Origin of the sequence: Moorena sp. SIO3E8 (genome assembly GCF_010692445.1) — a bacterium.
GTDB lineage: Bacteria > Cyanobacteriota > Cyanobacteriia > Cyanobacteriales > Coleofasciculaceae > Moorena > Moorena bouillonii.
Genome location: NZ_JAAHHM010000006.1, coordinates 127098 through 153716, shown reverse-complemented (window position 1 = coordinate 153716; position 26619 = coordinate 127098). Strand labels below are relative to the sequence as shown.

Annotated in this window: 20 protein-coding genes and 1 pseudogene; 12 read left to right on the top strand and 9 right to left on the bottom strand. The window is 42.4% G+C overall.

Translation table 11 applies throughout. The annotated features are described in order from the left end of the window. The first annotated feature begins 99 nt into the window (after nucleotides 1–99). On the top strand, nucleotides 100–423 hold the full coding sequence (locus tag F6K46_RS04830; protein ID WP_293055711.1) for a uroporphyrinogen-III synthase: 324 nt from the start codon (nucleotides 100–102) through the stop codon (nucleotides 421–423). A 31-nt stretch (nucleotides 424–454) separates the two neighbouring features. On the opposite strand, the gene F6K46_RS04825 is transcribed toward F6K46_RS04830, so the two are convergent. Next, a complete protein-coding gene (locus tag F6K46_RS04825; protein ID WP_293055708.1) occupies nucleotides 455–598 on the bottom strand; it encodes a hypothetical protein in 144 nt (47 codons plus the stop codon). Between the two features lie 309 nt (nucleotides 599–907). On the opposite strand from F6K46_RS04825, the gene F6K46_RS04820 reads away from it, so the two are divergent. The 5 genes from F6K46_RS04820 to F6K46_RS04800 all read left to right on the top strand — a co-directional run bounded on the left by F6K46_RS04820 (nucleotide 908) and on the right by F6K46_RS04800 (nucleotide 5735). Next, a complete protein-coding gene (locus F6K46_RS04820; RefSeq protein ID WP_293055705.1) occupies nucleotides 908–1390 on the top strand; it encodes a VOC family protein in 483 nt (160 codons plus the stop codon). Further along, nucleotides 1371–2303: a phosphodiester glycosidase family protein gene (locus tag F6K46_RS04815; RefSeq protein ID WP_293055702.1), complete on the top strand. Its 933-nt coding sequence runs from the start codon at nucleotides 1371–1373 to the stop codon at nucleotides 2301–2303. Before F6K46_RS04820 ends, F6K46_RS04815 begins: the two co-directional genes overlap by 20 nt. Before the next feature lie 276 nt (nucleotides 2304–2579). Continuing rightward, nucleotides 2580–4091 carry a GUN4 domain-containing protein gene (locus tag F6K46_RS04810; RefSeq protein WP_075905578.1) on the top strand — a complete coding sequence of 504 codons (1512 nt, stop codon included), beginning with the start codon at nucleotides 2580–2582 and terminating at the stop codon, nucleotides 4089–4091. Between the two features lie 301 nt (nucleotides 4092–4392). Next, the gene (locus F6K46_RS04805) at nucleotides 4393–5379 is read left to right on the top strand and encodes an endonuclease/exonuclease/phosphatase family protein (protein ID WP_075905576.1); all 987 of its coding nucleotides are present in this window, start codon (nucleotides 4393–4395) and stop codon (nucleotides 5377–5379) included. Between the two features lie 8 nt (nucleotides 5380–5387). Then, complete coding sequence (locus tag F6K46_RS04800) at nucleotides 5388–5735, top strand: cupin domain-containing protein (RefSeq protein ID WP_293055697.1); 348 nt, start codon at nucleotides 5388–5390, stop codon at nucleotides 5733–5735. A gap of 263 nt (nucleotides 5736–5998) precedes the next feature. Here F6K46_RS04800 and F6K46_RS04795 read toward each other — a convergent pair whose 3' ends face one another. The 6 genes and pseudogenes from F6K46_RS04795 to F6K46_RS04775 all read right to left on the bottom strand — a co-directional run bounded on the left by F6K46_RS04795 (nucleotide 5999) and on the right by F6K46_RS04775 (nucleotide 11646). Then, the gene (locus tag F6K46_RS04795) at nucleotides 5999–6655 is read right to left on the bottom strand and encodes a HEAT repeat domain-containing protein (RefSeq protein ID WP_075905574.1); all 657 of its coding nucleotides are present in this window, start codon (nucleotides 6653–6655) and stop codon (nucleotides 5999–6001) included. Between the two features lie 87 nt (nucleotides 6656–6742). Next, the gene (locus F6K46_RS40025; protein ID WP_143727931.1) at nucleotides 6743–6919 is read right to left on the bottom strand and encodes a hypothetical protein; all 177 of its coding nucleotides are present in this window, start codon (nucleotides 6917–6919) and stop codon (nucleotides 6743–6745) included. Nucleotides 6920–7222: 303 nt separating this feature from the next. After that, nucleotides 7223–7477: a TIGR03643 family protein gene (locus F6K46_RS04790; RefSeq protein WP_075905572.1), complete on the bottom strand. Its 255-nt coding sequence runs from the start codon at nucleotides 7475–7477 to the stop codon at nucleotides 7223–7225. Between the two features lie 108 nt (nucleotides 7478–7585). Next, complete coding sequence (gene iscB / locus F6K46_RS04785) at nucleotides 7586–8860, bottom strand: RNA-guided endonuclease IscB (protein WP_075905570.1); 1275 nt, start codon at nucleotides 8858–8860, stop codon at nucleotides 7586–7588. A gap of 677 nt (nucleotides 8861–9537) precedes the next feature. Continuing rightward, nucleotides 9538–9709, bottom strand: a pseudogene (locus F6K46_RS04780) (IS1 family transposase); the annotation flags it as partial. Between the two features lie 143 nt (nucleotides 9710–9852). Continuing rightward, entirely contained in the window at nucleotides 9853–11646 is a 1794-nt protein-coding gene (locus tag F6K46_RS04775) for a sodium:solute symporter (protein ID WP_293055690.1), read from the bottom strand. Nucleotides 11647–11980: 334 nt separating this feature from the next. On the opposite strand from F6K46_RS04775, the gene F6K46_RS04770 reads away from it, so the two are divergent. After that, a complete protein-coding gene (locus tag F6K46_RS04770) occupies nucleotides 11981–12112 on the top strand; it encodes a hypothetical protein (RefSeq protein WP_293055687.1) in 132 nt (43 codons plus the stop codon). Nucleotides 12113–12194: 82 nt separating this feature from the next. On the opposite strand, the gene F6K46_RS04765 is transcribed toward F6K46_RS04770, so the two are convergent. Beyond that, nucleotides 12195–13298 carry a response regulator gene (locus F6K46_RS04765; RefSeq protein WP_075905566.1) on the bottom strand — a complete coding sequence of 368 codons (1104 nt, stop codon included), beginning with the start codon at nucleotides 13296–13298 and terminating at the stop codon, nucleotides 12195–12197. Between the two features lie 99 nt (nucleotides 13299–13397). Beyond that, nucleotides 13398–18671, bottom strand: a complete 5274-nt coding sequence (locus F6K46_RS04760) for an ATP-binding sensor histidine kinase (RefSeq protein WP_293055683.1) — start codon at nucleotides 18669–18671, stop codon at nucleotides 13398–13400. Nucleotides 18672–20434: 1763 nt separating this feature from the next. On the opposite strand from F6K46_RS04760, the gene F6K46_RS04755 reads away from it, so the two are divergent. From F6K46_RS04755 to F6K46_RS04735, 5 genes are all read left to right on the top strand, one after another. Next, nucleotides 20435–20761 carry a hypothetical protein gene (locus tag F6K46_RS04755; protein ID WP_075905530.1) on the top strand — a complete coding sequence of 109 codons (327 nt, stop codon included), beginning with the start codon at nucleotides 20435–20437 and terminating at the stop codon, nucleotides 20759–20761. Between the two features lie 708 nt (nucleotides 20762–21469). Beyond that, on the top strand, nucleotides 21470–23743 hold the full coding sequence (locus F6K46_RS04750; protein ID WP_293055678.1) for a TOMM precursor leader peptide-binding protein: 2274 nt from the start codon (nucleotides 21470–21472) through the stop codon (nucleotides 23741–23743). A gap of 119 nt (nucleotides 23744–23862) precedes the next feature. Continuing rightward, complete coding sequence (locus F6K46_RS04745) at nucleotides 23863–25008, top strand: amidohydrolase family protein (RefSeq protein WP_075905526.1); 1146 nt, start codon at nucleotides 23863–23865, stop codon at nucleotides 25006–25008. A 98-nt stretch (nucleotides 25009–25106) separates the two neighbouring features. After that, entirely contained in the window at nucleotides 25107–25556 is a 450-nt protein-coding gene (locus F6K46_RS04740; protein WP_075905524.1) for a hypothetical protein, read from the top strand. A gap of 45 nt (nucleotides 25557–25601) precedes the next feature. Then, entirely contained in the window at nucleotides 25602–26543 is a 942-nt protein-coding gene (locus F6K46_RS04735) for a transposase family protein (protein WP_293066609.1), read from the top strand. Nucleotides 26544–26619: the final 76 nt, after the last annotated feature.

Here is a 26619-nt window from a genome sequence, read left to right as displayed (position 1 = left end):
TTGGGCATGTTTGTCAGCATCCATTCGCAGAACTCACCTGATTATAGGTCAACTTCTCAAAGCTTAGCTCTGATTGCTCAAAACCGAACTTGAGTATTTATGCTCACTGCAAAATCGGGATGCACCCCTCCGGTATTGACCTATCAAACCCGAATTTTGGATAAAACTATCTATGATGTAGAATTAAATTTGATTCGTCAAGGCAAGATAGATGTAATCGCTTTTAGTAGCACCGCAGAAGTAACCGCTTTTTTGACAATGGTCAACTCCCCCCAGGATTATAACCATTGTGTCGTTGCTTGCTTTGGTCCCTATACCGCTGCTAATACTGAAAAATTAGGCTTAACTGTTTCTATTGTCTCCGAAAATTACAGCACATTTGAGGGATTTACCAATGCGATCGCAAACTTTTTTTATAGCTAATTTTAAGCTATCAGCTATCAGCTATCAGCTATCAGTTATTTGGTTGAAGGTTGAATATTGAAGGTTGAAGGTTGAAAGTTTGAAATTGAAGGTTGAATGTTATAAGGTTGTCAGGTTGGCAGGTTGTTCGCGTAGCGTGGCCATTCGCGTAGCGTGGCCAATAGGCCAAGGCCAAGGTTTACCATTACTAAAAAAGTAGGATAAAACTGCAAAAAAAATGGTGTAAAGATAGCATAATATCGAAAATTACATCATTCCAATTTTTATATTCAACACTTATTCCAATTACCAATTACCCAAGCTTTATAACGTTTATCATAGCTATTAGGTACACAAGATTTTTTCCCTCTTGCCTCTTGCCTCTTGCCTATTCCCGATTCCCGATTCCCGATTCCCGATTCCCGATTCCCGATTCCCGATTCCCGATTCCCGATTCCCTGTTCCCTTTGCTATATAATTAGCTAACGTAGAATTAGGTGGGTGAATGGAAACCAATCAGCCCTCAGTCAATCCCAATACCCCTAATCTAGATGGGCTTCACATCAAGCGCCCCTGCTTAGTCGTTGCTGATCTCGAACGAGCATTCACCCTTTACCAAGATATTCTAGGATTTAAGCTCGACTATCTCGCTGAAGCATCCCCAGACTCTTACCTCTACCCAGTGTTTCAGTTTCCCAAAAGTGCTCAGCTCAAATTTGCATCACTCAGTACAGAAGACGAACCTAGAGCCCTAGCCCTGACCGAAGTCAAAGGAATTGAATTACCCACCCCTACCACTCCCTATCGTTTAGCCCTGGTGGTCAGAGTAAAAGACCTCACCCTAACCATTGAGAAAATCCGTGAACTGGGACTTGACACCATTGAGCCCAATTACTTTACTAGACCACCAAACCTCAATTTCACTGAACAAGCATTCTGCGATTACGATGGTCATCGGATTATGCTTTATGATGTCAAATCCGGTTGACTACTTTAGCAAAAATAACGTGAGAAAAATCCTTGGGCTGAGCTTGATTGCCATAGGTTTAGCGGTTGCGTGGTTATCTATCCAGGATCACCAGCCACCCGATGCCCTTTCTTCAGATGTTTCGCCACCCCAGAAACAGATCAAATACCAATCCCATCCTCTAGACTTTAGTGTGGTTCACACCTTATTAATTCCAGCTGAAAGTGGATTTTCCGTTACTCCCGCCATATCGGAACAGTTAATCACCTTAGAAGATTTAGCCCAAAAGCACCAAGCTGTAGCTGCCATCAACGGCGGTTTTTTTGACCCAAAAAATCAGAAGACCACCTCGATTGTAATCAAGCAAGGGCAACTAGTAGCAGATCCCCGTGACAACCAGGGGCTGATCCAAAATCCCAACTTACAGCCCTACATGGAGAAAATTCTCAATCGATCAGAATTTCGGCGATACCGTTGTGGGTCAACAGTCCGCTATGATATCACCCTACACAGTGAACCGACCCCCCCCGGTTGTCAATTATTAGATGCCCTAGGCAGTGGTCCGTTGCTGGTTCCACAAATTACATCAGTAACCGAAGGTTTTGTAGCTGTAGAAAATCGGAAAGTCATACGAGATGCCCTAGGGAGCAGCCGACCCAATGCTAGAAGTGCAGTCGGTATTACTCCTGATGGCAGCATTTTGTTAGTAATGGTGGCTCAAAAATCAGAAGCTCCCAGAAATTCCGGTATGTCCTTCAGAGCCCTAGCTACCTTCCTGAAAATTGCCGGGGTTGAAAAAGCCATGAATCTAGATGGAGGAAGCTCCTCCGCTCTTTATTATAACGGCAAAACCATTTATGGCAGAGTGGACAAAAACGGAAATCGAATCAAACGAAAAATTAAATCGATTCTAATGGTTAACCAAGACCCGTGACTAGTCGGGAGTCGGGAGTCGGGAGTCGGGAGTCGGGAGTCGGGAGTCGGGAGTCGGGAGTCGGGAGTCGGGAGTCGGGAGTCGGAACAATATGAAAATCTAATCAGTCCTTAATTATTATATAGCAGTTCTCCTCTTTATGAGGTACACAGGATTTTTTACCTATTCCCTATTCCCTATTCCCTATTCCCTATTGCCGAAAATCAAAAACTTTTGTACGTAACCTATTTTAGAAATGCTATAAGAAGATAAGAGATGGCATTAGTAAAAAAGTAAATGGCTAAGAAAGTAGCACTGCTGATCGGGGTTGATCAGTATGCCGAAGGTTTAACTACCCATCAAGCTGCCTCCCATGATGTGGCAGCAATGCAGCGAGTTTTGCAAGAGAAAACCCTAGGGGATTTTACTCGGGTAGAGTTGCTGATAAATCCCAATTTAGAAACCCTAAAAGAAGCAATTAAAAACGTATTTGACCAATGTGGTGTCAATGACTTAGCCCTAGTTTTTTTCTCTGGCCAAGGAATTATTAATCAGGATGGTAAACTGTATTTAACAACTAGCATCACGACTAAAGATAACCTTGAAGGTACTGCATTACCCGCTTCTTTGTTACACCAGCAATTGAGTCGTAGTGATGCTCAGCAACAAATAGTAATTCTTGAGTGTGATTACTATAGTGCTTCAGCTGACGGTTGGCTGACAGAACCTGTGAGTGTCAATCTCAAGGAAGAACTCAGTGCTCCAGGGCGAGCGGTTCTCACCTCCTCCACAACTACACAAACCTCTTGTAAACAGGAACCAGCTGATTGTTCCCTTTACACCCAGTACTTAGTCGAAGGCATTGAAACTGGTGCAGCAGACCGAGATGGGGCTGGCTTAATCTATGTTCGTGAATTACATAACTATGCCACCGAAAAAGTCCAGACTATTAAGCCCGAGATCGAGCCAGCTCTGTTTCTTGATAATAACGGGTTGGATATTTTACTGACTATTTTAATGAATCAAGACCCCAACCATGATCCCGATAGTGAGTATCGCAAAATCGAAGCCAAGTATCGCAAAATTGTGGAAAACTATGAACGGTATGGTAAGATTCCTGACATTGTTCAATATACCTTAAATCAAAAAAACCAAGAGTTGGGGATAACTGTTGACCTACACCAACCTGACCAACTCATTTCTGATCAAGGCATAGACTACTCTAACTTGCGAAATTTACTAAGAGCCGGTAAATGGAAAGAAGCCGATCAGGAAACGTTTGCTCTCATGGTCAAAGCAGTTGATCGAGAAGAAGACAACAATATCGACCCTGAGTCAATCAAGAATTTTCCTTGCACCGATCTACACACCATTGAGCGGCTTTGGCTAAAGTATAGCAGTGGGCAATTCGGCTTCAGTTTGCAAAAAGAAATTTGGGAGAAGCTTGGGGGAAAACTTGATAGTGACGATAATAACGTTGATAAACTAGAATTCAACCGAAGCTTGTATGTTTTAAGTTCCTATTACAACCCCAACAGTATTTCCCGCAGTAATTATTTCCCTAACCTATTAGCCTATCAAACTCAGCTTTATCAACAATTTGGTCATCGTGTGGGATGGCGAGAGCGGAAAGGATTGCACCTCAGAAGACGATGGAGAAATTATGAAGACCTGACATTTTCCGTAATCTGGGCTCCAGTGGGTCACCTACCAACTCTGGTTGGTCGTGATGGCATGAATTTGGGAGTATTATCGATTTGGAGGATGAGAGTTAATTTATTCTCTCACCTTGAGGAGTGTTGGTTATAGGATTTAAGCTTGTCCAACGGGTGCATCTCATATTTGTAACAAAGAACGGAGGTGTGGGGAGATCGGGAGATGGGGAGATCGGGAGATGGGGAGATGGGGAGATGGGGAGATCGGGAGATCGGGAGATGGGGGAAATTTTGATTAAGGGTAATTATCCTGACATGATCTAAGCCCTTGGTTGAAGTTGTTACAAATGGCCTAAGCCTGCGAGGTTAGAGCAACTCCAAGAACAGAGAATCCCCGCATCTTTAGATGGGGAAATGCCAAGCTGGAGGAATAGCTCTCAACACAAATAAGAATCATGCATCGAAACCGTTTCAAAGTTGGAACCTTTAACCTATGCAACTTAGTGCTACCAGATGTCCTATACTATAGAAAGAAGATATATACCCAAACAGAATACGCTCTTAAGACCACCTGGATCGCTGAACAACTGAAGAAGATGAAAGCTGACATTGTTGGCTTTCAAGAGGTATTTCATCAAGAAGCTCTCCAACAAGCACTGGCTCAGAGCCAAATTTATGATAATGCCACCACTGTGTTCGCAAAGCCTACCGGTAAAAGTCCAGTTGTTGCCCTGACCTCCAGGTTTCCAGTGCTTGAATACAACGTCATCAAAGATTTTCCCACTACGGCATGCCTGGATATCCAGGGAACAGACATCCCACTCAAGCGTTTTTCTCGACCAGTGTTAGAAGCACATCTCAAGCTGAGTGACACGATTGATTGTACAGTTTTTGTAATTCACCTCAAGTCCAAGCGTCCGATTATCCCAGATGGAGTAGACCGCAACGACCCAATTGAACAAGCCAAAGGACAAGCGAGATCTCTAATCCTCCGAGCAGCTGAAGCAACAGCTTTGCGGGTAATTTTGATGGATAAGCTACAGCACAGGGATCATCCGGTAATAGTGATGGGTGATGTCAATGATAGTGGTGTGGCTATAACTTCTCAAATCGTTTCTGGAGAGCCCCCTTTGAGAAAACTCTGGTTTCAGCAAAAGCAGATGATCTGGGATGTGTTGTTGTATTACGTCAAAGACATTCAAGCTCGACAAAACTATGGTGACTTCTACTACACCCACATCCATAATGGCCACCACGAGAGCCTAGATCACATCCTGGTCAGTCAGGAATTCGTTGTTCAAAATCCCAAACGTATTGGCAGAGTTGGGTATGTCTCCCTTTTCAATGATCATCTAATCGACGAAACCTTGAGTGACGAGAAAATTGAGACTTGGCAATCTGATCACGGACAGGTCGTTGTCTCCATTGAACTTGATTCATAAGGTGATGTATGAACACTGAAGAGATAGCTAACATTTTCAACTTACCTCCTGAACTTCCTACCGAAGAACTGTTTGAACCGTTGATATCTACCGAGAGCCTATTAATCGAGCGCATCATCTCCACTGGACAAACTACACCAACAGGAGAGTGGTATGACCAAGACCAAGATGAATGGGTAATCCTGTTACAAGGGCAAGCAACCCTTGCCTACCTTGACGCTTCCAGTGTCAAGCTCAAAGCAGGGGATTATCTATTTATTAAAGCTCATCAAAAGCATCGAGTGGAATATACCAGTGCTGAGCCACCCTGCATTTGGCTAGCCGTTCATGGCAATTTGCAACAAAAGCAGAACTGAGCAAGATTCTTAGGACTTACGAAAAACTGGACTCTAAACACTCTGATGCTGTAGGGTCGAGACCTAACGGGGTGACAAACAACCTTAAAAGCCTTACTGGGTGTGGGGTGAAAGGTGTAGGGGAAGATCAGGAACTGGCTACGTTGCGACGGGACGGTTGAATCAGCTTGGGTTGATCACGAAATCCCACTGGGTCACTCCAAATTCCCCTATATTTTCCCCACACCCCACATTACTTATTCCACAGACCTTTTTATTGAAATCTAGAGAAGTCCCTCTAATGTTGCACCGACAACTCGATAATCAGAATCTTGTCGCAGCTTCATCAGAGCATTTTGGGCTCTTGGGTCATCAAAATGTCTCAAAGTTATGGCTACTTGCGCACGAATTGCATCTATAGAGGAGTTAGCTGCTTCAAGAAGAACCTCTAAAGCTGAAGATGCTTGAGGTGTTTTTGCTAATTGCCCTAAATTAGCGATCGCTGATTCCTGAACTGTGATATCGTTCCCTTTAAGTCCCGAAATACAGAGCTTTAAAAATATTTCTGGATGTTCAGTTACTTCGATTGCAGCAAGAATACTTTGCCTTACCAACCAATTAGAGTCTTGTTGGAATAGGTATACGAGATGGGGAATTGCCCGCTCACCATATTTAGCTAAAGAATTAGCTGCTTCAGCTCTGACATTATAATCTTTATCATGTTCGATTAAATCCAGTAATAACCCAAAGGCTTCCTCTGTTTGCTTATACCCCAAACCCATAGCAACAAAGGAACGAATTAGAAATTCTTGGTCATACATCCTTCCCTTGAGTAGGGGGACAACCAAACCAGGTTCATAGTGCCTTAATTCGGTAATGGCTTTCATCCGATTTTGAGGATTAGGGCTATTGAGATTAGTTTCAATCTGATGTAGTTCCATGGGAATATCTCAAAATGTGACTAATTTAAATTAATTGATTAGTAAACTTGGTTTTGAACTTCTGGAGGATTAGCTGCTAATCCTTGTTCAAATTAACCCTGATTCTTGTAGTAAGGCGAAAATACCATCAGCCAACAGTTGGATGGAAATAGCCAAAATGAAAAAGCCTAATACTTGACTCAGAACGCGGATTCCACTTTGATCAAAAACATTGACCAGTAGTTCACCCCAGACCAAACACAGATAAAGTATTATCCCTAACATTGAATTCTTGTTATACTCACATCTTGCACCATTCTCAAGAAGCTTGGTTCATGTAGGGTGGGCAGTGCATCAGACAGATAATGAAGCTTGCAAAGCGCGTTGGTAGGCACTGCCCACCCTACGATTAATGACAATGGTGCAAGATCTCAGTTATAGAGATAGTTGCTCGGAATATTTCATGGCTGAATTACTATTTATTGTATAATATTTATGCATTTATAAGTTATGTTAATTGTTTTTCATATAAATTGCTAGGACTTGACACGGTAATTTAGGTAGTGAAATCCGTATAGTGTTGTTAACTTAATTCTTTTGGTTGTTTGACTTGAATCGACCTGCGGTAAAATCTCTTTTTCGGAGATGCTTGGTGTTACGTGCAGTGACTCTCTTACGCCACATCTTGAAGCTTGAAGTAGTCATGGAACGTCGCATTAATTGAATTACGTGTTTCTCTTGGAGACCAAACTGAACCTCAATTGCCTCAAATGGTGTTCTATCCTCCCAAGCCATTTCAACAATGCGATCAATAGTTTGGTTATCTAAGTTGGATATCTTCATCAAAAAAATAGGGGTTGGTAAGGGGAGCGACGGAAACCCCTGTCATTCATGCATGGGGAGGAGTCGCTCCCCTTACATAAACAGCAGCTTGACAGAGATTCTTTTGAATTAGAAACTATAAGAGTATCCATCTTTCCGGTGTACAATGCTGCAATATTTATGACTAATTCCTTGAACCAGTTCGTGTTTAGTGGAGATATTGAATGAACCGGTTTTTCGAGTAGCTATTCTACCTGTGTAGGTTCCAATTTTCTTGCCTTTGGTTACAACGGCTTTGGCAATATCTCCAGTCTGAAACCCTTTGACAAACTTAAACCTTGGTACATAACGAGTGGGAAAGCCAAACTTGTTCGTTCTGCACATCTGACGAGTACCATGTCCTTTAGCTGAAATCAACAAGGGCTGATAACTTTCGATGTACAAAGTATCGACTTCTCCAACATTCGCGGCATCTAACCAGTGTGTTTTTGGAAGGTTCTGCCGACATCGATTGTACTTAGTTAATCCACCTGACCCTGTTTCAATCGGCAAACCTAAGGCTTTTAATTCGTTATACAACTTCCATCGAGTTGAGTTGACGGCTGCCCCATCGACTAAAGGTCGTTTGGCTTGAGAAAGAATACGCTTTAGAACATCAGGTTTACCAGATAAAAACTGTTCGATTTCCTGATTACCTTTGATTTGATTGCACTTCCTACAAGCAATTGCTAGGTTACTTACTCGGTCAGAACCGCCCTTTGATTTAGGTTTGATGTGTTCGACCTCTAGTTGAGTATCGGTCACACCACAGTAAGCACATTTACGATTCCATTTGGAAAGTAGATATTCTCTAACTTCATATCCGTAGAGTGTGCCCTGCTGATACTCTGTGCCAGAAATCTCAGGGTTTTCCATCTTCTGAGTATCGAACCTAACTAATTCCTGAGAAATGCCAGTTATCGGACAAAATCGAGTAAGTTTTTTTACCCATGTGAGAATATTATAGACTCTCGACATTAGACTGGGAGCTAACCACCCATCAGGACGTTTACGGTTAAGAAACCGTGGCTGTCGATAACGAGTTTTGCGGTTTCTACGAGAACGTCTCAACTTTCTACGTGAGGTTAAACCATCTCGAATTTGAAGACCTCTGTGGGTTAGTTCCGCACCCCAAACAACCACCTTTTCTTGAATAATTGCTAAACCTGTCGTTTGAGAACCAGGGTCAAGTTTGATCTGATGATTATGTGTTACACATTCCAATTCCTCCAAATCGCGCATAATGATTGTGAACGGGTATCTCCTAAAGACCTTAGCCCTTCCTTGTTTGAGCAAGATTCTAGCTCTAGCAGGCTGGCATGGGTCTAAAGGTTTTTTGTTTTTATCAAGTACAAAAACTCGCATAATGTGAGTATTCTCCTATTGCTAGGGTAAAGTTCGCTTCGCCAATGTTATCAGTCGGTACTTTCCAGATTGCACTTCCTTAACCTGATAAAGATGTTTAACAATCCGGTTCTAGAGCTTGAAACTAGCGTCGCATTTCAAGGTAGGAACTTCAACTCTTGGTGATAACGTAGTCCCTGACGGGACTTGGGCTGGTCAGGTAATGATTCACAAGCCCCCGGATTTATCCGTGGGGTTTGCTACTCCCAGGCTCCTGACTAACTTATGCTGATTTGAGTACAATGTATCTAGGTAAATACACTTATCTATTATTTGTCGATCAACTAATTTCTAAGTAGTAATTATCTGGGTTTTAATCCCCCGTTCAATTTTTAATTGAACAGCCAGTGAAGTCACTAAACCTCTCATATTGTCGTCAAAGACCCACAAAAGTCCCAGTTGGTCATCAATGGATAGGCTCTGGATAGTTTGCACCGCCTTGGAACATCAAAAATATTGGAATAAGAGGGTTTGTTAGTAGTTTTGACCATAGGATTGTTTTTTATTTTGACGTGTTATGTAACTTAATGTAACGTAATGTAAAGTTTTATTGCAACAAATTGACTTAACTAGCGAGGGGGTCTGGGGGAGCGATAAGTCCCCAAACCCCCTCCCTACTTAAACTACAACCTTGCTGCGTGAGCTTTTAGAAGCGTGGAGATTTTTTCCGGTTCAATCTGTGGCGCGATAGTAAAGAGTATCAAAGGTACAGGTAGTCTCTCGGCAAACTCGACAGTAATACCGTTGATGTCCAATGCTTGTTTTGACCTGTTTATGGGTCTTGTGATGACCACACAGAGGACATTCCATAGTAGTGACTACTCCCACACTTCCTTGAGGCACTACCGGAAGTAGGGAGTAGTGATGCAGCGCGGTCTTTCCTAGTTTTACCTGTTCCCTGTTCCCTATTCCCTATTCCCTATTCCCCTGTTCCCTTTGCTACAGTTTCAAACTTAATCTAGTCTCACCTCTTTTGACAGGTGTCTAAACCAATTAAAGTACAAACAAATAGATAGGATAATAAATAAAAACAACAGGATTCCAAAATTATCCCAACGTTTCATCATCAACATGATTCCCATTAAAAACAACACTATCTGCCAAGGAATCCCGATCAATGTAGATAGAATATCCCGCCGATTCTCGTTCCTGATTTTTGCCTGACTATTAGCTGGGAGGTTTTGACGGATTACTCCCCAAAACCCAAACGGTCGAGTGACTCGATAGAAATTATCCATCACCTCCCGGTCAGTTGGCTCAGTTAAAAATGTTCCTAGGATACATCCTAGTAATGAGCAAACGCTGGGAATGAGAAACAGCGCATATTCCTGAAATTGAGCGTAATTTAAATTGGGTAGTACTATTGCCTTGGTTAAAATAGCCGCTACCATCCCCGCCACTGTCCCAAGGGCAAATCCATAGCCATTAAAGCGCCACCAGTACCATCTCAACACCAAAGGAATAGACAGTCCAGCACCTAGTCCCAGGGTTAGCCATCCCCAAATGTCATTGATATTGGTGATATTGAAACTAAATAGCAATCCCACCACTACAATTACAATTGATGCCCAGCGGCTTTGAACAATCAGTTGTTGGCTAGAGGCTTGGGGATTGATATAAGCTTGATAAATATCCTTAACCCAGTAAGCAGCACTAGCATTGATGATTGAGTCAAAGGTAGACATAGCTGCTGCAATAAAACAAGCGATCAGCAACCCTTTTATCCCCACTGGCACATATTCTGCGATCACCGTTGGTAAGATAAGTTCAGGGTCAGCAATTACTGCTTTAGTGGTTCCGTAATGGATACCCAATACTGCAAAGGCTGTAACCAAGGGCCAACGAAAAGAAAGCAAGATTATCCAAAATAGGGACAGTAACCCAGCTTCGCGATCGCTTTTAGCGGCAAAATAGCGTTGAATCATATACCCACCCCCGCCGCCAAACCCTACCATAATTTCTTTGAACAGATAGAATAAAATCACCCCACCGAACAAATTGAAGATGCCATAGTCTCCCGGTAGATCAACTGCGATTGGGGGCGAGATGCTGCTCCACTCCGTGAAATTCCAAGTTTGCAATTGCTCAGCCCCAGGAATCGAGACCGAGAAGGTATCCGGAATAGTTGCCGTAGAGAATGCGATCGCACAAATATAGATAATCGCAATAAAAATCAAAATACCTTGAAATACATCCGTCCATACTACGCCGTAAAAACCGCTAACAGCCGTATATACCAGGGCGAGCAAAATCAAAAATATCGAAGCATAGCGGTCATCAATACCCAGAAATTCCCCCAGGAATTTGCCCCCCCCAACCGAAAAGTAACTCATGGAGCCAATAGCAAAGATAATATTAGCAACAGCACTTATGATCCGAGCCGTATTGCCTTCCCTTCCTGAGCCGAAGCGCAAGTGCATCCATTCCGCCAAAGTCATCACCTTTGCCCGTCGGTTCCACTTGCCCATGAATATCATAAAAATAGCCATAATTAAGACAACGCCACCCCGGATCTCGATGAAAAATCCCTTCGTTCCCAGAGCATAAATTAAGGCGCTGATCACCATCGTGCCAGCCAGGTCAGTATTGGAAGCCATTCCAGAAGCCCCCAAAACCCACCAGGGCAGATTGCGATTTCCCAAAAAGTAGGATTCTATACCCTCAGATGCTTTCCGTTGAAGAATAACCCCAAAAACGACTATGCAAATCAGGTAAATAGTAACAATGATGTAATCAACTGGATGCATGAATTTTATGATCAAGGATTAAGGATTCAAGACTCGGCTTGGGCAATCACTACTGGGGTGATCTCGGAAAAATCAATGGCCAGAAGAAAGTTTTGCATGATATCAAGTCCGAAGCGCATTGATATTGTATAATACAAGAGTCTTCTGCAGGTGTTGAGGCTATAGACTCTTAATACCAATAACAAATGACAACAGACTTTTGAGCAAAAAACTAAGACTATAAACGAACGACGCCAGCAGAGTTAAGCTGATGTCAACAGTCAGCTATAAGCAATCAGCTAACGATATAGCTTTATCCTGGACAAGCAGTGAATATATAGCGTTTCTGATAGCTATGAGGTACACATTCTTTTTTACCTATTGCCTATTGCCTATTGCCTATTGCCTATTGCCTATTGCCTATTGCCTATTGCCTATTGCCTATTGCCTACTCCCTACTCCCTACTCCCTATTCCCTATTCCCTGAGCATACTTGATATTATAGATGAACCCTGAAAAATTAAAGTTTAATTAGTAAACTTTAGTAATCAACAATCAACAATTAATCCTTAAATTGATAATTTTCCTGGAAGTATAACATGGACAATTGTTTGTATTCCTGGAGAACTGGTTATGTTTAATTCTCCACCATGTAATTCAGTCAACAGTTTGGCAATGATCAAGCCTAATCCAGAGCCTTGTTGCTCGTAGAGTTTACGATCAAATTGCATATAGGCTCCGAGTTTAGCAATTTGAGTTGGTGTCATGCCTCGTCCCTGATCGATCACCAAAATATTTAACTTATTATCCTGGAAATAACTCTGAATCTTAATCGGCTTACCAAACTCGGAAAACTTCAAGGCATTATCAATGATTTCTTCAACAATTTTAGTGAATTTGGATTGGTAAATATTGACAACTACTTCTTGCAGTTCTAAGTGCAAATCGTCTTTCCGGTTTACCTTCAGACATTTTTGGATAGCAAGGTCTTGGATAATTGTTCTAGTAAAACTTTGCTCTCCATAATCAAGCAGCTTCCTGGCTTGCTTAGGTTGTTGCTCGATTCGCGCTAGTTCTGCATAGAGTAAAAAATTATGGGTGAGCCGATATAAACGTTCTCCAGATACACGGATTTCCTGAAGCATTTCCATAGCTTCACCCCGCTCTATGGTATCATAATCTTCTATCAGGAATTGGGCAAGATTCAAAATGCCATTGAGAGGAGTACGCAACTCATGAGGTAGTGCATGAGTGATGTTATCGCGCAATTCATCGACCTGTTTTTGAGATTCTTGCTCAACAGCCATCTGCTTGGCTAAGCGGGTTGTGATTGCTCCTAATAATTCATCTCTAGTAAATGGCTTGGTCAGATAATCATCTGCGCCCAGTTCCATCCCCATCCGCAGATCACTTTTTGTAGATTTAGCCGTAAGAAAAATCAAGGGAATTGTCTGGGTGGATGGAATTTCTTGTAACTGAATCATTACACCGTAACCATCCAGTTTCGGCATTTTAATATCGCAAATAATCAAATCAGGACATTCATTTTTTGCCAATTCCACACCGATTTCACCATTTTCTGCTTCAATAACATCGAAATTTTCAGCCCGAAGTATTTCCACAACAATGGTACGGATATCTTCCTCATCTTCAATAACTAAAATCTGCGACATATATCAGTTCCTCCTTCAAACCTTAACATTTAGAAACGCTTTTAAAAACCAAGTCAAACTAATCCTTTCTTCTAGGCATAATCATAATTCCTATTAGGATCAACTGCCAACTGCCAACTGGCAAACAGCTCTCGGTCTTTGTACTTGCTCTGGTGCTGCAGCAGGGGAGTACAGTGGAATTGTGACAGTAAACGTTGTGCCAATACCGACCTGGCTATTTACCGTAATTTCACCACCGTGTACTTCCACAGACTGTTTGACAATTGCAAGTCCGAGTCCAGTTCCTGGAATATTGCCTACATTATTGCATCGATGAAATGACTCAAACAGTTGCTTTTGGTCTTCTTCTGGAATACCAATACCCTGGTCTTTAATCTTAAAGATAACCTCTTCTTGCTGACAAATCAAGTCAAAGTTTATGGTGCTATCATTAGGGGAATATTTAGTAGCATTTGATAGCAAATTCCTCAAGATATGTCTGATAATTTGTTCATCGAAATCAGCCTCTGGGCATTCACCTTGAATAACAAAAACAATGGTTTGCTTGGTGTTAAGACCTAGTTCTATTTCTTCGACTAAGTCACGGCAGAAGTCAAATAAATTCAATGGTACAGGGTTGAATTTTAGTTTTCCGGCGTTGGCTTTATTGACTAGCAACACGTCATCCAACATGTGGAGCATATGTTTGACATTAGCTTGAATCCGATCTAGATAGTTTTGTTTTTTCTCCTCATTCCAATTCTGGCTATAATATTTGAAAATTTCAGTAACTCCCATAATACTGGTTAGGGGGGTGCGGAACTCGTGGGAAGTCATAGAGATAAATCGAGATTTGAGTTCAGTGAGTTCCTTTTCTCTTTCCAGAGATTTGCGAATCTGTTTTTCGAGTCTCTCCCTAACTTGAACGTCATGCAAGGTCTGGTAAAGCGTGGCATTTTCCAAAGAAATTGCCGCTTGATTACACAGAAGGCTTAACACTTCTACGTGTTCATTGGTAAAATTTCCAGAAATTATATTATTTTCTAAATACACCATACCAATCATATTTTTTTTACGCAGAAGTGGCAAACACACAGCTGACTTTGGCTGATGCTTTATGATGTATATATCATCAGCAAAAGTAGAGTTATTAACCAGATTATTTAAAATCAAATTTTCTTGACTGATAGCGACATAATTAATTACAGATTTGGGCAATTGCTGAGTAATGGTTACTGGAATTGAATGCCTTACTGTTACGCCATTGTTAACCACTGAACCGGCTGCCTCTATCATCAGTTTATTTTCTTTTGACAAAATGATAAACCCCTTTTTAGCCCCAGCATTAGTCAGGAGAATATGCATCAACTTGTCCAGTAAATTATCGAAAATTATTTCTTCTGAAATGGCTTGAGATGCCTTGATAACGTCAGATAAATCCAGTGCGGTTAAACTTAGTGTTATCGTTGAGTTGGTTATGGAATCTACTGGAACTTGCGTTGTTGGTTGGGCAGTAATTTTGCTAAGGAGTTGGGGGTATCTTGATTCTAAGTCTCTCACTTTTGCCACAGCTCCCCAGCGACTGTATCCATAGTAGGCATCAGTCAAGTAAGCCTCGGCGATCTTTCGTTTGCCACAAGACAGATAAAACTCTGCTGCTAGCTCATTGGCCAGTGCTTCTTCCTGGATATAGTCCTGGTCCGCTGCTCCTTCAATTCCTTGGTCATAAATTTCCATGGCTTGCCAGTGTTGCCCTAAAACTCGTGCTTTCTCTGCCTCCACTAGCTCGTACTTATGCTTGAAGTTTGATGGAGCATGGTATGCCCAGGTTTTCAGAGTTTCCTGATTAGCTGCTACTTGGGTGAGGTATTCACCTTGCTGCTGTGGCTCTACATGGGGATAGTGAGCCAAAAGCGCTAGAGAATAGTAGAAATTGTGTTCAGCAATAAGAATCATGCCAGGGACAGCTTGTGCGTATTGCTCTGCTGACCTGGCCTGAGCAATAGCTTTTTCGGGTTCCTTAAACCAATAAAACAGAATGGATTTGGCAAGATATAGATAAAACAGAGAGGTTCCATTATTCTGTTCTATTAAAATGGGAAGCATTTCTAATTCATTAAAGTCTTCCCCAATTAACTGACAGGGATCGTCAGATCTGCCGAGTAAATTTAAGATTAATTGTTTGCCGATTTTAGCATAAGTAACATGATAGTCTAGCTTTCTTTTTTGCAGCCAATCCAGATACTGGCCATACTTTTGAGCACCAAAGTCCAAATCATATCCCACAAAAAATAGGTTGGCACAGTAGTTGATGGCAGCATAACCGCCATACTCTATATTTCCGGTTTCAAGACCGCTGTTAAACGCCTCTAGTAAGGGGTCTATGGTTTCCTTGAGATGCTCTTTCCAGTGCCTGATATGACCGTTAAAAACATCTAATACTATGCATTTGAACTCCTGAGCATGGAATTGCTCCAACAGCATCAAAGACAGTTGACCAAATTTATAGCCACCATCGATATCTCCCATAAATCCACACAGGATCATGGCGTAATTAATATAGGTGTCCGTGGACAGATTTGAATTGCCATGGTTGATACATAGATTGATTCTTGTAAAGATAAACAGTGGATACAATGACGGATTAGCAATAAAAGCAGCGTTTCCTACAGACTTTAAGATCCCCATGGCCGCTAGTTTAGTCAGGTCAGTCATTTCTGGTAGGTCAACCAAATCCTCACTAATCAGGTTTTTAGAGGGGGGGTCTTGATCCAGTTGAATCCCGAGCATGTCCAGAACCTCTAGCCCCGTATCCAAGGCGACTTGCATTTGGTTTTGAGCAATATAAGAGTAGATTTTTAGTTCATACACCTTGACTTGATCTAATTGGGTTTTGGCTTGTTCCAGAGCCACTCCAGCCAAGAGGTTTGATTGCTCAAAATTACTGTTGAGGTATTCCGCTTCCACCACTTCTATATAGAAAGCAAGGGTGAAGTCATAGTTGTCAGTCCAGGTATCCGCTGCTAGGAGTCCTAGACCTACATTCAGATACTTGAGAGCGCTGGGATAAGCGGCTGCGGCCTTGGCTTTCTGACCCGCAGTCAGATTGAGTTGAGCTAACTCATCTTTTTCCCACTGAGCGGTGAGTAAGTCCGTGCCAAAATTGAGTTGGTTAACCAAGGCAAAGATATTCTGTTCCCGTGCCTCTGGAGTGGTATGGTTCAGCAACAATTTGCCAATTTTTAGGTGGGTTGCTTGTTGGTCGGATTCGGGAATCAGAGAGTAGGCGGCTTGCTGCACCCGGTCATGTAAAAATTTGTAGTTAACCTTGACATCACTGAGGCCAAAATCTGCGGATTCTTCTTGTCCAAATAGCAGAGGAATTTTGTAAGTATCACTCAACGGCAGAATCAAACCGATCTGTAGTGCTTCCCAGAGCTGAGCAGCCGTGATAATGGTTGAGTCTTCATTGACAATGGCTAGCATCTCTAAGTTAAACTGATTGCCCAGACAAGCTGCCAATTTTAAAACCTGCTGGGTCGTTTGTTGTAGCTTGCCAATACTTCTGGCAATCAGTTCCACCACATTATAATCAGTGATGCCAATAGCTTGAATTTCATCAATATCCCACTGCCAGCTGCCACTGCTGACGTCATAACTCAGCAAATTTTCTGAGTAGAGGGTTTTGAGCAGTTGGGTCAAGAAGAAGGGATTACCTTGGGTTTTATGGAATAATAGCTCTGCTAGGGGTTTGGTCTGGTTTTCCCCTTGGGTGTCATTGAGAGTATCGGCTACTAATTGCTGAACGTATTGTTTCTGTAACGGCTCAATGGTGATCTGATGTATGACTAAGTCAGTTTCTTGAATTTTCTCAATGGTTTGAATCAAGGGATGGGTGGGACTGACTTCGTTATCTCGATAAGCTCCAATGATTAATAAATAGTTGCGATCGCAGTTCGTCATTAAGGTCTGGAGCAACCTTAATGATGCTAAATCTGCCCACTGTAAATCGTCAAGGAAGAGCACCAGGGGATGTTGGGGTTGGGCAAAGACACCGATGAATTGTTGAAACACCCGTAAAAATCGGTTTTGGGATTCCGATGGTCCGAGTTGGGGTACTTCCGGCTGTTGACCGATAATCAGTTCCACTTCGGGAATGACATTAATAATCACCTTGCCATTGGCACCCAGAGCATGTAATAAATTCTCTTTCCAAATCCCTAGTGTTTGAGCGGGTTCTGTCAACAGTTGCCGAATTAATCCCCGAAATGCGTCCAGCAAAGCAGCGTAAGGACTATTGCGCTTAAACTGGTCAAATTTACCACCAATAAAATACCCTCGGGCTTTGACAATTGGTTTATGAACTTCATTGACCACTGAGGTTTTACCAATCCCTGAGTAACCGGATACCAACATCAATTCAGTGGCTCCAACACTGACTCGTTCAAAGGCCTCCATCAGGGTGGCCACTTCCCCTTCGCGACCATAGAGTTTTTGAGGAATTAGCAGTCGGCTCCCGATGTCATAGGTTCCGGGAGTGAAGGTTTCAATTTTTCCAGTGGTTTGTAGCTGGTATAGACAGCTTTCTAGGTCAACTTTTAGTCCCGTAGCACTTTGGTATCGGTCTTCAGCATTTTTCCTGAGGAGTTTCATCACAATCAATGAAACTACTTCACTAATTTCTGGATTAAGCTGATCAGGAGGGACAGGATATTGAGCCAGATGATGGTGAATCAATTCCATGGGATCGGTGGTGATAAACGGTACCCGATCCGTTAGCATTTCGTAGAAAGTGGCACCTAAAGAATAGAAGTCACTGCGGTAGTCAATGGAGCGGTTCATCCTCCCAGTTTGCTCCGGTGAAATATAGGCAAGAGTCCCTTGGAGCCAATTATGATTCTTAGTGGTGGGATTCTCTAGAGACAAGCGGGAGGCAATGCCCAAGTCAGTTATTTTAACTTGTCCTGTTTCCGGATTGATGATGATATTGGAGGGGTTAATATCTTTATGAATAATCGGGACTTTGTGCAGCTCATCCAAGCTTTCTACTAGAGAAATAGCAATTCGCAGAAACTCCTTTAGATTAATGGAGTGAGAGTTGATAAACTGCTTCAGGGATTGACCCCCAAAATCTTCTAATATCAACGCCAACCCATTATTATAGTTTTCCAGACCGTAGCATTTGACAATGCCTTCACAATCAATAGCTTGGGAGATTGTATATTCTTGTCGTAAGCTGCTAATCTCTTCAAGGGAGGGATAGTCCGATTTAATAACTTTAATAATAACTGGTTTTTGCTCTTGCTGGTGATAGCCGCGATAAACAACTGTACTAACACCAGCTTCTAGTTCTTCTAGAACTTTAATTTGAGATTTTGGTAAACTTAACATCATCTCTCCCTTGAAGTTTTTAGATATAGTAATTGTGATAGCTATATGTGATAGCTATATTGATTGAATTTTGTTTGATTTTGTTTAATCTTGAGGTGCGACCAGTGATGACGCTTCTGATTTGGCTCAAGTTCAGGCGTTGCTGAATTAAGGAATGAATGCGCGATTATCTGGTTTTATTAAAGCCCCCGTGGGTCCCCCAACTTTGCGGTGCGACCCGTGGCGAATTTAATTCGCCTACGGAAAGCGCACCGGGAGGGACTTTAAGAGTTTTGTTCCCCCCAGAATTGGGGGGCTAGGGGGGCGTGCGCCATACCCAGAATCAGCAACGCCCAAGTTCAGTAGGGTGGGCAGTGCACCAGACAGATAATGAACCTTGCAAAGAGCGTTGGTAGGCACTGCCCACCCTAGGATTAATGTCTGTTTGCCTCCAAAATCTGGTGTAGTTCAGTAGTTCAGTAGGGTGGGCAGTGCATCAGACAGATAATGAACCTTGCAAAGAGCGTTGGTAGGCACTGCCCACCCTAGGATTAATCACAATGGTGCCAGATCTCGGACAAACCCAACCTTTTACATGCAAATGCAACGCCGAGCCGGGGTTTGCAGACACGTCCTGTCAGGAAAAGTTCAACGGTAAAGGGAGAAAGGTGGAGTGCTATTGTCCCTTTTTCCTTTGGCCATTCTGCTTTTACCCGACCTTCACGTCAGTGGTCTTGCATTCAATTGAGAATTTCCATACAGCATAGTTTGATACAGCCTATTTTAGGGATTACATCTCTAGAGTTCCCGCAAAGCCTAGTCAGGTAACAGTCAGATCACCTCCAGTTAATCACTTGGTTGATCCAATCGTGTTTGAAAAGTCTCTTTATATGATGTCCGGATAATTACCCTTAATCAAAATCTCCCCATCTCCCTATTTCCCGACGGGTGCATCTCAATGCATGCAATTAGGCAAAAATTCGGGCGAAAATTCCCACACTTCCCACACTTCCCACACTCCCCGCGCCCGGGCCCCACACTCCCCGCGCCCGGGCCCCGCGCCCTCACAGGGGTAGGTTTTTTACAAATATGACATGCACCCTTTCCCGACTCCCGACTCCCGACTCTCGACTCCCGACTCCCGACTCCCTCTTTCAATCATTAATTAATAGAGGGGTATTCCCCCTCGGGTAATTGGCAATATTCCCCATGGGGGAATTGACAAATAGTTTTTAAACTATTTCTTTTTTTTGACAGGCTGAGCTGATCATTGGAAACACATTCCGTCAACTAATTCTCACAAATGTTTACGAAAAATAACAAAAAATAATTAATTTTTTATCAAGTTTAAATTTTATCAATATAATAGAGACTGAGTAAAACTATTAAGAAATTATTAATTAAGTTTATCTACTTATGAAGTATATTTATATACTCAAATTCATAGGTAAAATAACCGACATCTCACCCTAAGGATCAGTTACTCCTAATCTCCCTTACTTGGTGTAGTGAAACGGGCACCTTGCCTAGGCATAATCAAGATTTAACCATGGTTTCGGTAGGTTTGATTTGTCTTGGGTCAACCATGATATCCCTGATCAAATTCCTAGTTGTCTTGCTTAACTATCTGTATAATTACTTACCCCATTACTACGGCGGACTAATTTTTAGGGTTTGTTAGAACTACTTGTGTATTCTTGAAGTTGATAAAACGAGTTGATAAAAACTTCATTCAAAAGACTCCAAGAATACAGTTTGTACAGGATAATTTGTACCGGAGAATCAACATGAAATTGAGCGAAAATTGGAAAACCCTAGAAACCACTGTTTCCCAACTTGTCGCCAAAGCCTGGCTCGACGATGAATTCCGTAAGCGCTTTGTCAGTGCTCCTGCGGACATTCTTCGGGAAGCTGGACTAGTGGTAGAAGATTTCGTGAACGTGGTGGTGAATCAGGGCTCTACTGGGGCTCCAGCCCTTACAACCGCTGATGGCGGGGCAATGATCTATGAAATCAATCTCCCTGCTAAGCCCAGCGACCTCACAGATGCACAGATTAGTAGTTGGTTCGAAGAGACGGTAATCGATGACTCCGCCGTTCCTGGGTGCTGCTAAAATCCCTAGTGGCTTTAGGGAAAAGTAGATGACTACCCCGAAGAGGTCTGAACAAACAGTCTGAACAAACAGTCTGAACAAAAACATAAAGTCGCCATCGACTTTAGGATAGGAAAGCCCTATCGGGTAAACGCTTTATTAAGCCTGATTAAACCAGGCCATGGTCAGCGATTACCCTAATAGAGCAACCAGATACAAACCTATCAATTTTTATCTCTAACCGGCTTTACCTCTGACGGGGGGGTTAGCTACCGCCAATCTGGACTGGTAACGGGCGTTTTATACCTGCCCGTTGCTTAGTCCCTTATTTGGATAAGTCTTAGTTGGCTCAGATTGAGTATCGGTACACCTACTCAATCAATTCCACTTCATCAAACCGACTCGATCAAACCGGGCTAGTCATCTTAAGCTAAGCCCTAGACTTCTAGTTTACCATGTCTTGCTTAAATTATAGCAGCCTTAAAATTTAGCAAGTCCGGTAAATTTTATCAACTAATTACTATATTACAGGGCTATTGATTTATTGTCAAAGGTTAGCCCGCTGATGATGCTGCCATAGTTAAGGCTGCTGTGAGAATTTTTCTTCCCTGTGCCCTATTCCCTATTCCCTATTCCCTATTCCCTATTCCCTATTCCCTATTCCCTATTCCCTGTTCCCTGTTGCCTTTGCGATAGTATGCCTCCCTAGAGAAAAGAGAAAAACTAACCATGCTGAACAAACCTAAATTTAAACCTTGCTTTCATATCGAAGATGTGGAATCGGTTGGTGTCTTTCTGCTGTCCGAGTCAGAGTATTTTGTTCTCAATGGTGATCTTTATGAACAATTAGCTCCTTTAATTGATGGCGAGCATTCCGTGGAAGACATGGTTAACCTGCTGCAAGGCCAAGCCTCCACGGCTGAGATTTACTATGCTTTGATGCTGATGGAAAAGAAAGGCTATATCGTAGAAAACGATAACCCGATGGCCTCAGATATGCCATCAGAGGTAGCAGCTTTCTGGAATTTTCTGAATGTTGATCACACGACAGCCACCAGCCGCTTGCAATCTACTAAGGTTTCAGTAACTTCCTTTGGCACAGTTCCAACCCAACCCTTGATCGCGATCCTGGAATCACTCAATATTCAGATGGCTGAGGAGGGAGACATTGCTGTTGTATTAACCGATGACTATCTCCAAGTCGGTCTTGATGAGTTCAATCAAAAGGCTTTACAGTCCCAGCGTCCGTGGATGCTGGTCAAGCCAGTGGGCAAAATGATTTGGATTGGTCCGATTTTCGATCCTGGAAAAACTGGGTGTTGGGAATGTCTAGCCCAACGGCTGCGAGCCAATCGCCCCGTGGAAGATTTTCTGCGCAAACATCGCCAACCTAATAGTATATCGACGGCTTTCCCAACTTCTCGCTCTTTACTACCGTCTACTCTAGACACTGGACTGAATCTAGCGGCTACTGAAATCGCCAAATGGATTGTTCAGGGAGACCATCCATCCCTCAAAGGGACTCTGCTCACCTTTGACACCATATCCTTACAAACCAAAAATCACACTCTGGTCAAGCGTCCTCAATGTCCTGCTTGTGGCAATTCAGACTATCTAGGAAATAGAGACCCCTTGCCAGTTTTATTAGAAAGCCGGAAGAAAACCTTTACAGCTGATGGTGGACACCGTTGTGTTTCACCAGAAAAAACCCTTAAGCAATACGAACACCACATTAGTCCGATAATCGGAGCAGTTAGAGGAATTAGTAAAGTTTCTAAGTTAAAAAGCGATTTGACCCCTACCTATATAGCTGGACATAATTTTGCCAGCATGTTCGATAGTTTATACTTCTTGCGGAAACACTTGCGTGGCAGAAGTGCTGGCAAAGGACAGACTGACGCTCAGGCAAAAGCCAGCGCCCTTGGGGAAGCGATTGAGAGATATTCTGGTGTGTTTCAGGGAGACGAAATTCGACGCAAAGGTAGCTACAAGAGTATGGCGGATGTGGCTATTCACCCCAATGCTTGTATGCTGTTTAGCGATCGCCAATACCAAACCCGCCAGGACTGGAATCAAAGCTGTCCGAGCTTTTTTCAAAAGGTTCCAGAACCCTTTGATCCCGAACGAGAGATTGAGTGGACACCGATTTGGTCTTTGACTGACAAAACATTTAAGTATTTACCCACAGCTTACTGCTATTACGGCTACCCAAAACCCTCTAAACCAGATTGTTGGGCAGACTCCAATGGTACTGCTGCTGGCAACACCAAAGAAGAAGCAATCCTACAAGGATTCATGGAGTTGGTAGAGCGAGATAGTGTAGCGCTGTGGTGGTATAACCGCCTCAAACGACCAGCTGTGGATTTAGACAGTTTTAACCAACCCTATTTTACAGCTCTTAAGGAGTATTACCATTCCCTCAACCGTGAACTTTGGGTACTCGATCTCACTAGCGATTTAGGGATTCCGGCCTTTGCTGCTCTTTCCAGGAGGATTGATCAACCTGTGGAAGATATCATTTTTGCTTTCGGTGCTCATTTCGACCCCAAAATTGGGATTATGCGATCGCTAACGGAATTAAACCAGATGCTTCCAGCGGTTATATCCATAGCTCCCGATGGCAGCACCAAATACAACTACTCCGATGAGTTAGCTATAGACTGGTGGCGAATGGCTACCTTAGAGAATCAGCCGTATCTGATACCGGATGAAAACACTACTCCAAAACTCTACAGCGATTATTCTCAACTGAGCAGCGATGATCTGCGAGACGATGTTCAAACCTGTGTAGACATTGCTGCCAAGCAAAGTATGGAAACCCTGGTTCTAGATCAAACCCGTCCCGATATTGGACTCAATGTTGTCAAAGTGATTGTCCCTGGTCTGCGACACTTTTGGAAACGGTGGGCTCCCGGAAGACTTTATGATGTGCCAGTACAGATGGGTCAGTTACCACAATCCCTCAACGAAAACCAACTCAACCCATTTCCGATTTTCTTCTGATCAGCAACAAGTTTCCCAACATCTAACCTTTTTGAATTAAGAATTAAGAATTAAGAATTAAGAATTAAGAATTAAGAATTAAGAATTAATTCTGACAGACAACCTTCAATAGAAAAACAATGCTGAAAGACTATCAAATTATTGATGCCGATGGCCATGTGAATGAACCGATAGATATGTGGGAGAAGTACCTGGAACCTGCATTTAAAAATCATGCACCCTATCGAGATCAACCCTCCCAAAAGGATGGGGTTGTGAAAATTGATATCTTTTCCCCTCCAACTAAGTATATGAGAGTGGAAGGTGAGACAATTTATAATAAGATATCCGATGCTGTCTGGGCTGAAGGAATTAAGGTAGCAATCCGGAACAAGGCTACCTATAATAAAAACCTAGGCTCTGGCCCAGAATCTCAGGTCAAGGCCATGAAGCAGATGGGTGTGGATATTTCCTTTCTGTATCCAACTACAGGATTGTGGATGTTGGCGATCGATACTATGGATCCGCCACTGGCAGCAGCACTCACCCGTGCCTACAACAATTGGTTACGAGACTTTTGCAGCTATGACCCGCAACTATTGAAAGGAGTAGGAGCGATTAGTCTACACGACCCCAGCAACATGGTGTCGGAATTACATCGGATCGCAGAGTTTGGCTGGAAAGCTGTCTTTGTCCGGCCAAATCCGGTTAAAGGACGACTGCTCAGTGACCCGGCCTATGAGGCATTTTGGACGGAGTGTGAGAGGCTGGGCATAGCAGTTGGCATTCATGAGGGTAGCCATGCTCGATTACCGACCACTGGATCAGATCGATTTAATACCCGTTTTGCCATGCATGCTTGCTCTCATCCCATGGAACAGATGATGGCAATGTTGGCACTGATCGAAGGGGGAGTATTAGAGCGTCACCCCAATCTCAGAGTAGCGTTTCTTGAGTCCGGTTGCGGTTGGCTTCCCTACTGGCTGTGGCGGCTAGATGAAGAGTACGATCAACTGGCCTGGGAGGTGAAAGACCATGTAAAGATGAAGCCTTCAGAGTATTTCCGTCGCCAGTGCTTCATTGCCATTGAGCCAGATGAGCCTTATCTAGCTGATATTATCAAGTACATCGGTTCTGATAACTTGATCTTTGGTTCTGACTACCCTCACATAGACCACAATCCCAAGATTATTGAAGAAATGGTAGGACTTCAGGACAAGCTATCTCAGAAGATAGTGCAAAAGATCCTGTGGGATAATCCTATGCGTTTTTATGGTTTGGGGTGAAGAGTTATTAGTCATTTTAAACTTGTTAGATTAAAGCTTATCATAAAAATGGCGATACCCGCTTTATTGATCAGCTTATACGGCATAAACAATCAAAAATGACAACCTTACAAGCCCGTAAACTCTCCCTGAAGGATGTTCACCATTTGCTAGGGATTAAACCCCTGTACAACGGCTTATTTGCACCACTACTTACCCTTGAACCCCTTACTGAAACTGAACAAGAGGAACTTGTTAACATTCAGGATGAATTTAGGAACTATTGGCTCGAAGGTAAGGTTTCCGAAGGACAAGTACGCCTGGTATCAGTTGCGCCCTTGTTACGTTTAGCAGGTTTTCATCGCCCTCCCATTAAGCTCAATGTTGAGGAAGAAATTGCCCGAATCTACATCGAAGATGAGGATACTTACATCACTGGGCGCTTCGATATTGTTGCTGTCAACAGACAAGGGCAACAAGCTATCCCGTTGTGGATTTTGGTAGTGGAGAGCAAAAATAGTGACGTTGACGTATCAACAAGACATCTCCATAATACCTTAAAATTCTAAAAATAGAGTATAATGGAAGGAATTAGTCATAGATAATCTGGAAAAATGAGCAATTCTACTTGGGAATATATTCAAAAACACCCTAAACAAACAAAAAGGTTATTAGGAATTAATTATGAGCAATTAATAAAACTGATAGAGCAAGGAAAGCTTATAGCTAAAGAAAAACAACAAGAGAATGAAAAAACTAAAATTAGACTTATTAAAGCAGGAGGTGGTAATCATCCCAAATTATCTGAGGAAGAACAAATAATTTTGATGTTAGTTTATCTGAGGCATAACTTAAGTTTTCAACTTTTAGGTTTGCTTTTTAAAGTAAGCGAGTCAACGGCTCATAACTTATTTAATTATTGGCAAAAAATAGTTCAAGAAGCCTTACCACCAAGTCGGTTAGAACAAGTAAAAAAGTTCCCGGAAGAAGTAGAACAGATTAAGGAAGAATTAACCAACTATGAATTGATAGTAGATAGTTCAGAGCAAGTCATCGAGAGACCTTTAGACTACCAAACCCAAAAGAACTATTATTCAGGTAAACAAAAAAGACATACTTTTAAAAGTCAGTTTGTGGTTTTACCAAAAGGACAAGAAATTCTTGATGTAGTTGTGGGAAAACCAGGGCCAATGAGTGACCTTAAAATATGTCGCCAAACTTTAAATAAATTTGATGAACACCAATTTTTTAGTGGAGATAAAGCTTATGTAGGAGAAGCGCAAATAACTACTCCGTCTAAGAAACCTAAAAATGGAGAATTAACTGATTCACAGAAAGCCGATAATAAACTTTTATCAAAATCGCGAATTTTCGTAGAGCATTTGATCAGAAGAGTGAAAATAGTTAAAATTATTCAAGAAAGATTTCGTTTAACTAAAAAGCGTTATGAATCGGTAATATTAACTGTTTGTGGCTTAGTAAGATTAAGAAGCGATGCAGCAAGGGAACAGGGGGTTTCCCCCATGAGCGACTGCATCAAGACATTGGCTCTCTAATTTTAAAAATAATAGAATCGGCTGAATGTGGTCAAGTAATTGACATTGTAATGACTCATAATTTTACTCCAAATTT

Excerpts from the sequence above, each read along its gene's own strand:
- F6K46_RS04770 (WP_293055687.1), top strand. The coding sequence starts at position 11,981 with ATGAGGTACACATTCTTTTTTACCTATTGCCTATTGCCTATTGCCTAT.
- F6K46_RS04760 (WP_293055683.1), bottom strand. The coding sequence starts at position 18,671 with ATGATGTTAAGTTTACCAAAATCTCAAATTAAAGTTCTAGAAGAACTA.
- F6K46_RS04750 (WP_293055678.1), top strand. The coding sequence starts at position 21,470 with ATGCTGAACAAACCTAAATTTAAACCTTGCTTTCATATCGAAGATGTG.
- F6K46_RS04800 (WP_293055697.1), top strand. The coding sequence starts at position 5,388 with ATGAACACTGAAGAGATAGCTAACATTTTCAACTTACCTCCTGAACTT.
- F6K46_RS40025 (WP_143727931.1), bottom strand. The coding sequence starts at position 6,919 with ATGTTAGGGATAATACTTTATCTGTGTTTGGTCTGGGGTGAACTACTG.
- F6K46_RS04795 (WP_075905574.1), bottom strand. The coding sequence starts at position 6,655 with ATGGAACTACATCAGATTGAAACTAATCTCAATAGCCCTAATCCTCAA.
- F6K46_RS04740 (WP_075905524.1), top strand. The coding sequence starts at position 25,107 with ATGACAACCTTACAAGCCCGTAAACTCTCCCTGAAGGATGTTCACCAT.
- F6K46_RS04775 (WP_293055690.1), bottom strand. The coding sequence starts at position 11,646 with ATGCATCCAGTTGATTACATCATTGTTACTATTTACCTGATTTGCATA.
- F6K46_RS04765 (WP_075905566.1), bottom strand. The coding sequence starts at position 13,298 with ATGTCGCAGATTTTAGTTATTGAAGATGAGGAAGATATCCGTACCATT.
- F6K46_RS04815 (WP_293055702.1), top strand. The coding sequence starts at position 1,371 with ATGATGTCAAATCCGGTTGACTACTTTAGCAAAAATAACGTGAGAAAA.
- F6K46_RS04755 (WP_075905530.1), top strand. The coding sequence starts at position 20,435 with ATGAAATTGAGCGAAAATTGGAAAACCCTAGAAACCACTGTTTCCCAA.
- F6K46_RS04735 (WP_293066609.1), top strand. The coding sequence starts at position 25,602 with ATGAGCAATTCTACTTGGGAATATATTCAAAAACACCCTAAACAAACA.
- F6K46_RS04820 (WP_293055705.1), top strand. The coding sequence starts at position 908 with ATGGAAACCAATCAGCCCTCAGTCAATCCCAATACCCCTAATCTAGAT.
- F6K46_RS04830 (WP_293055711.1), top strand. The coding sequence starts at position 100 with ATGCTCACTGCAAAATCGGGATGCACCCCTCCGGTATTGACCTATCAA.
- F6K46_RS04810 (WP_075905578.1), top strand. The coding sequence starts at position 2,580 with ATGGCTAAGAAAGTAGCACTGCTGATCGGGGTTGATCAGTATGCCGAA.
- F6K46_RS04790 (WP_075905572.1), bottom strand. The coding sequence starts at position 7,477 with ATGAAGATATCCAACTTAGATAACCAAACTATTGATCGCATTGTTGAA.
- F6K46_RS04805 (WP_075905576.1), top strand. The coding sequence starts at position 4,393 with ATGCATCGAAACCGTTTCAAAGTTGGAACCTTTAACCTATGCAACTTA.
- iscB (WP_075905570.1), bottom strand. The coding sequence starts at position 8,860 with ATGCGAGTTTTTGTACTTGATAAAAACAAAAAACCTTTAGACCCATGC.
- F6K46_RS04745 (WP_075905526.1), top strand. The coding sequence starts at position 23,863 with ATGCTGAAAGACTATCAAATTATTGATGCCGATGGCCATGTGAATGAA.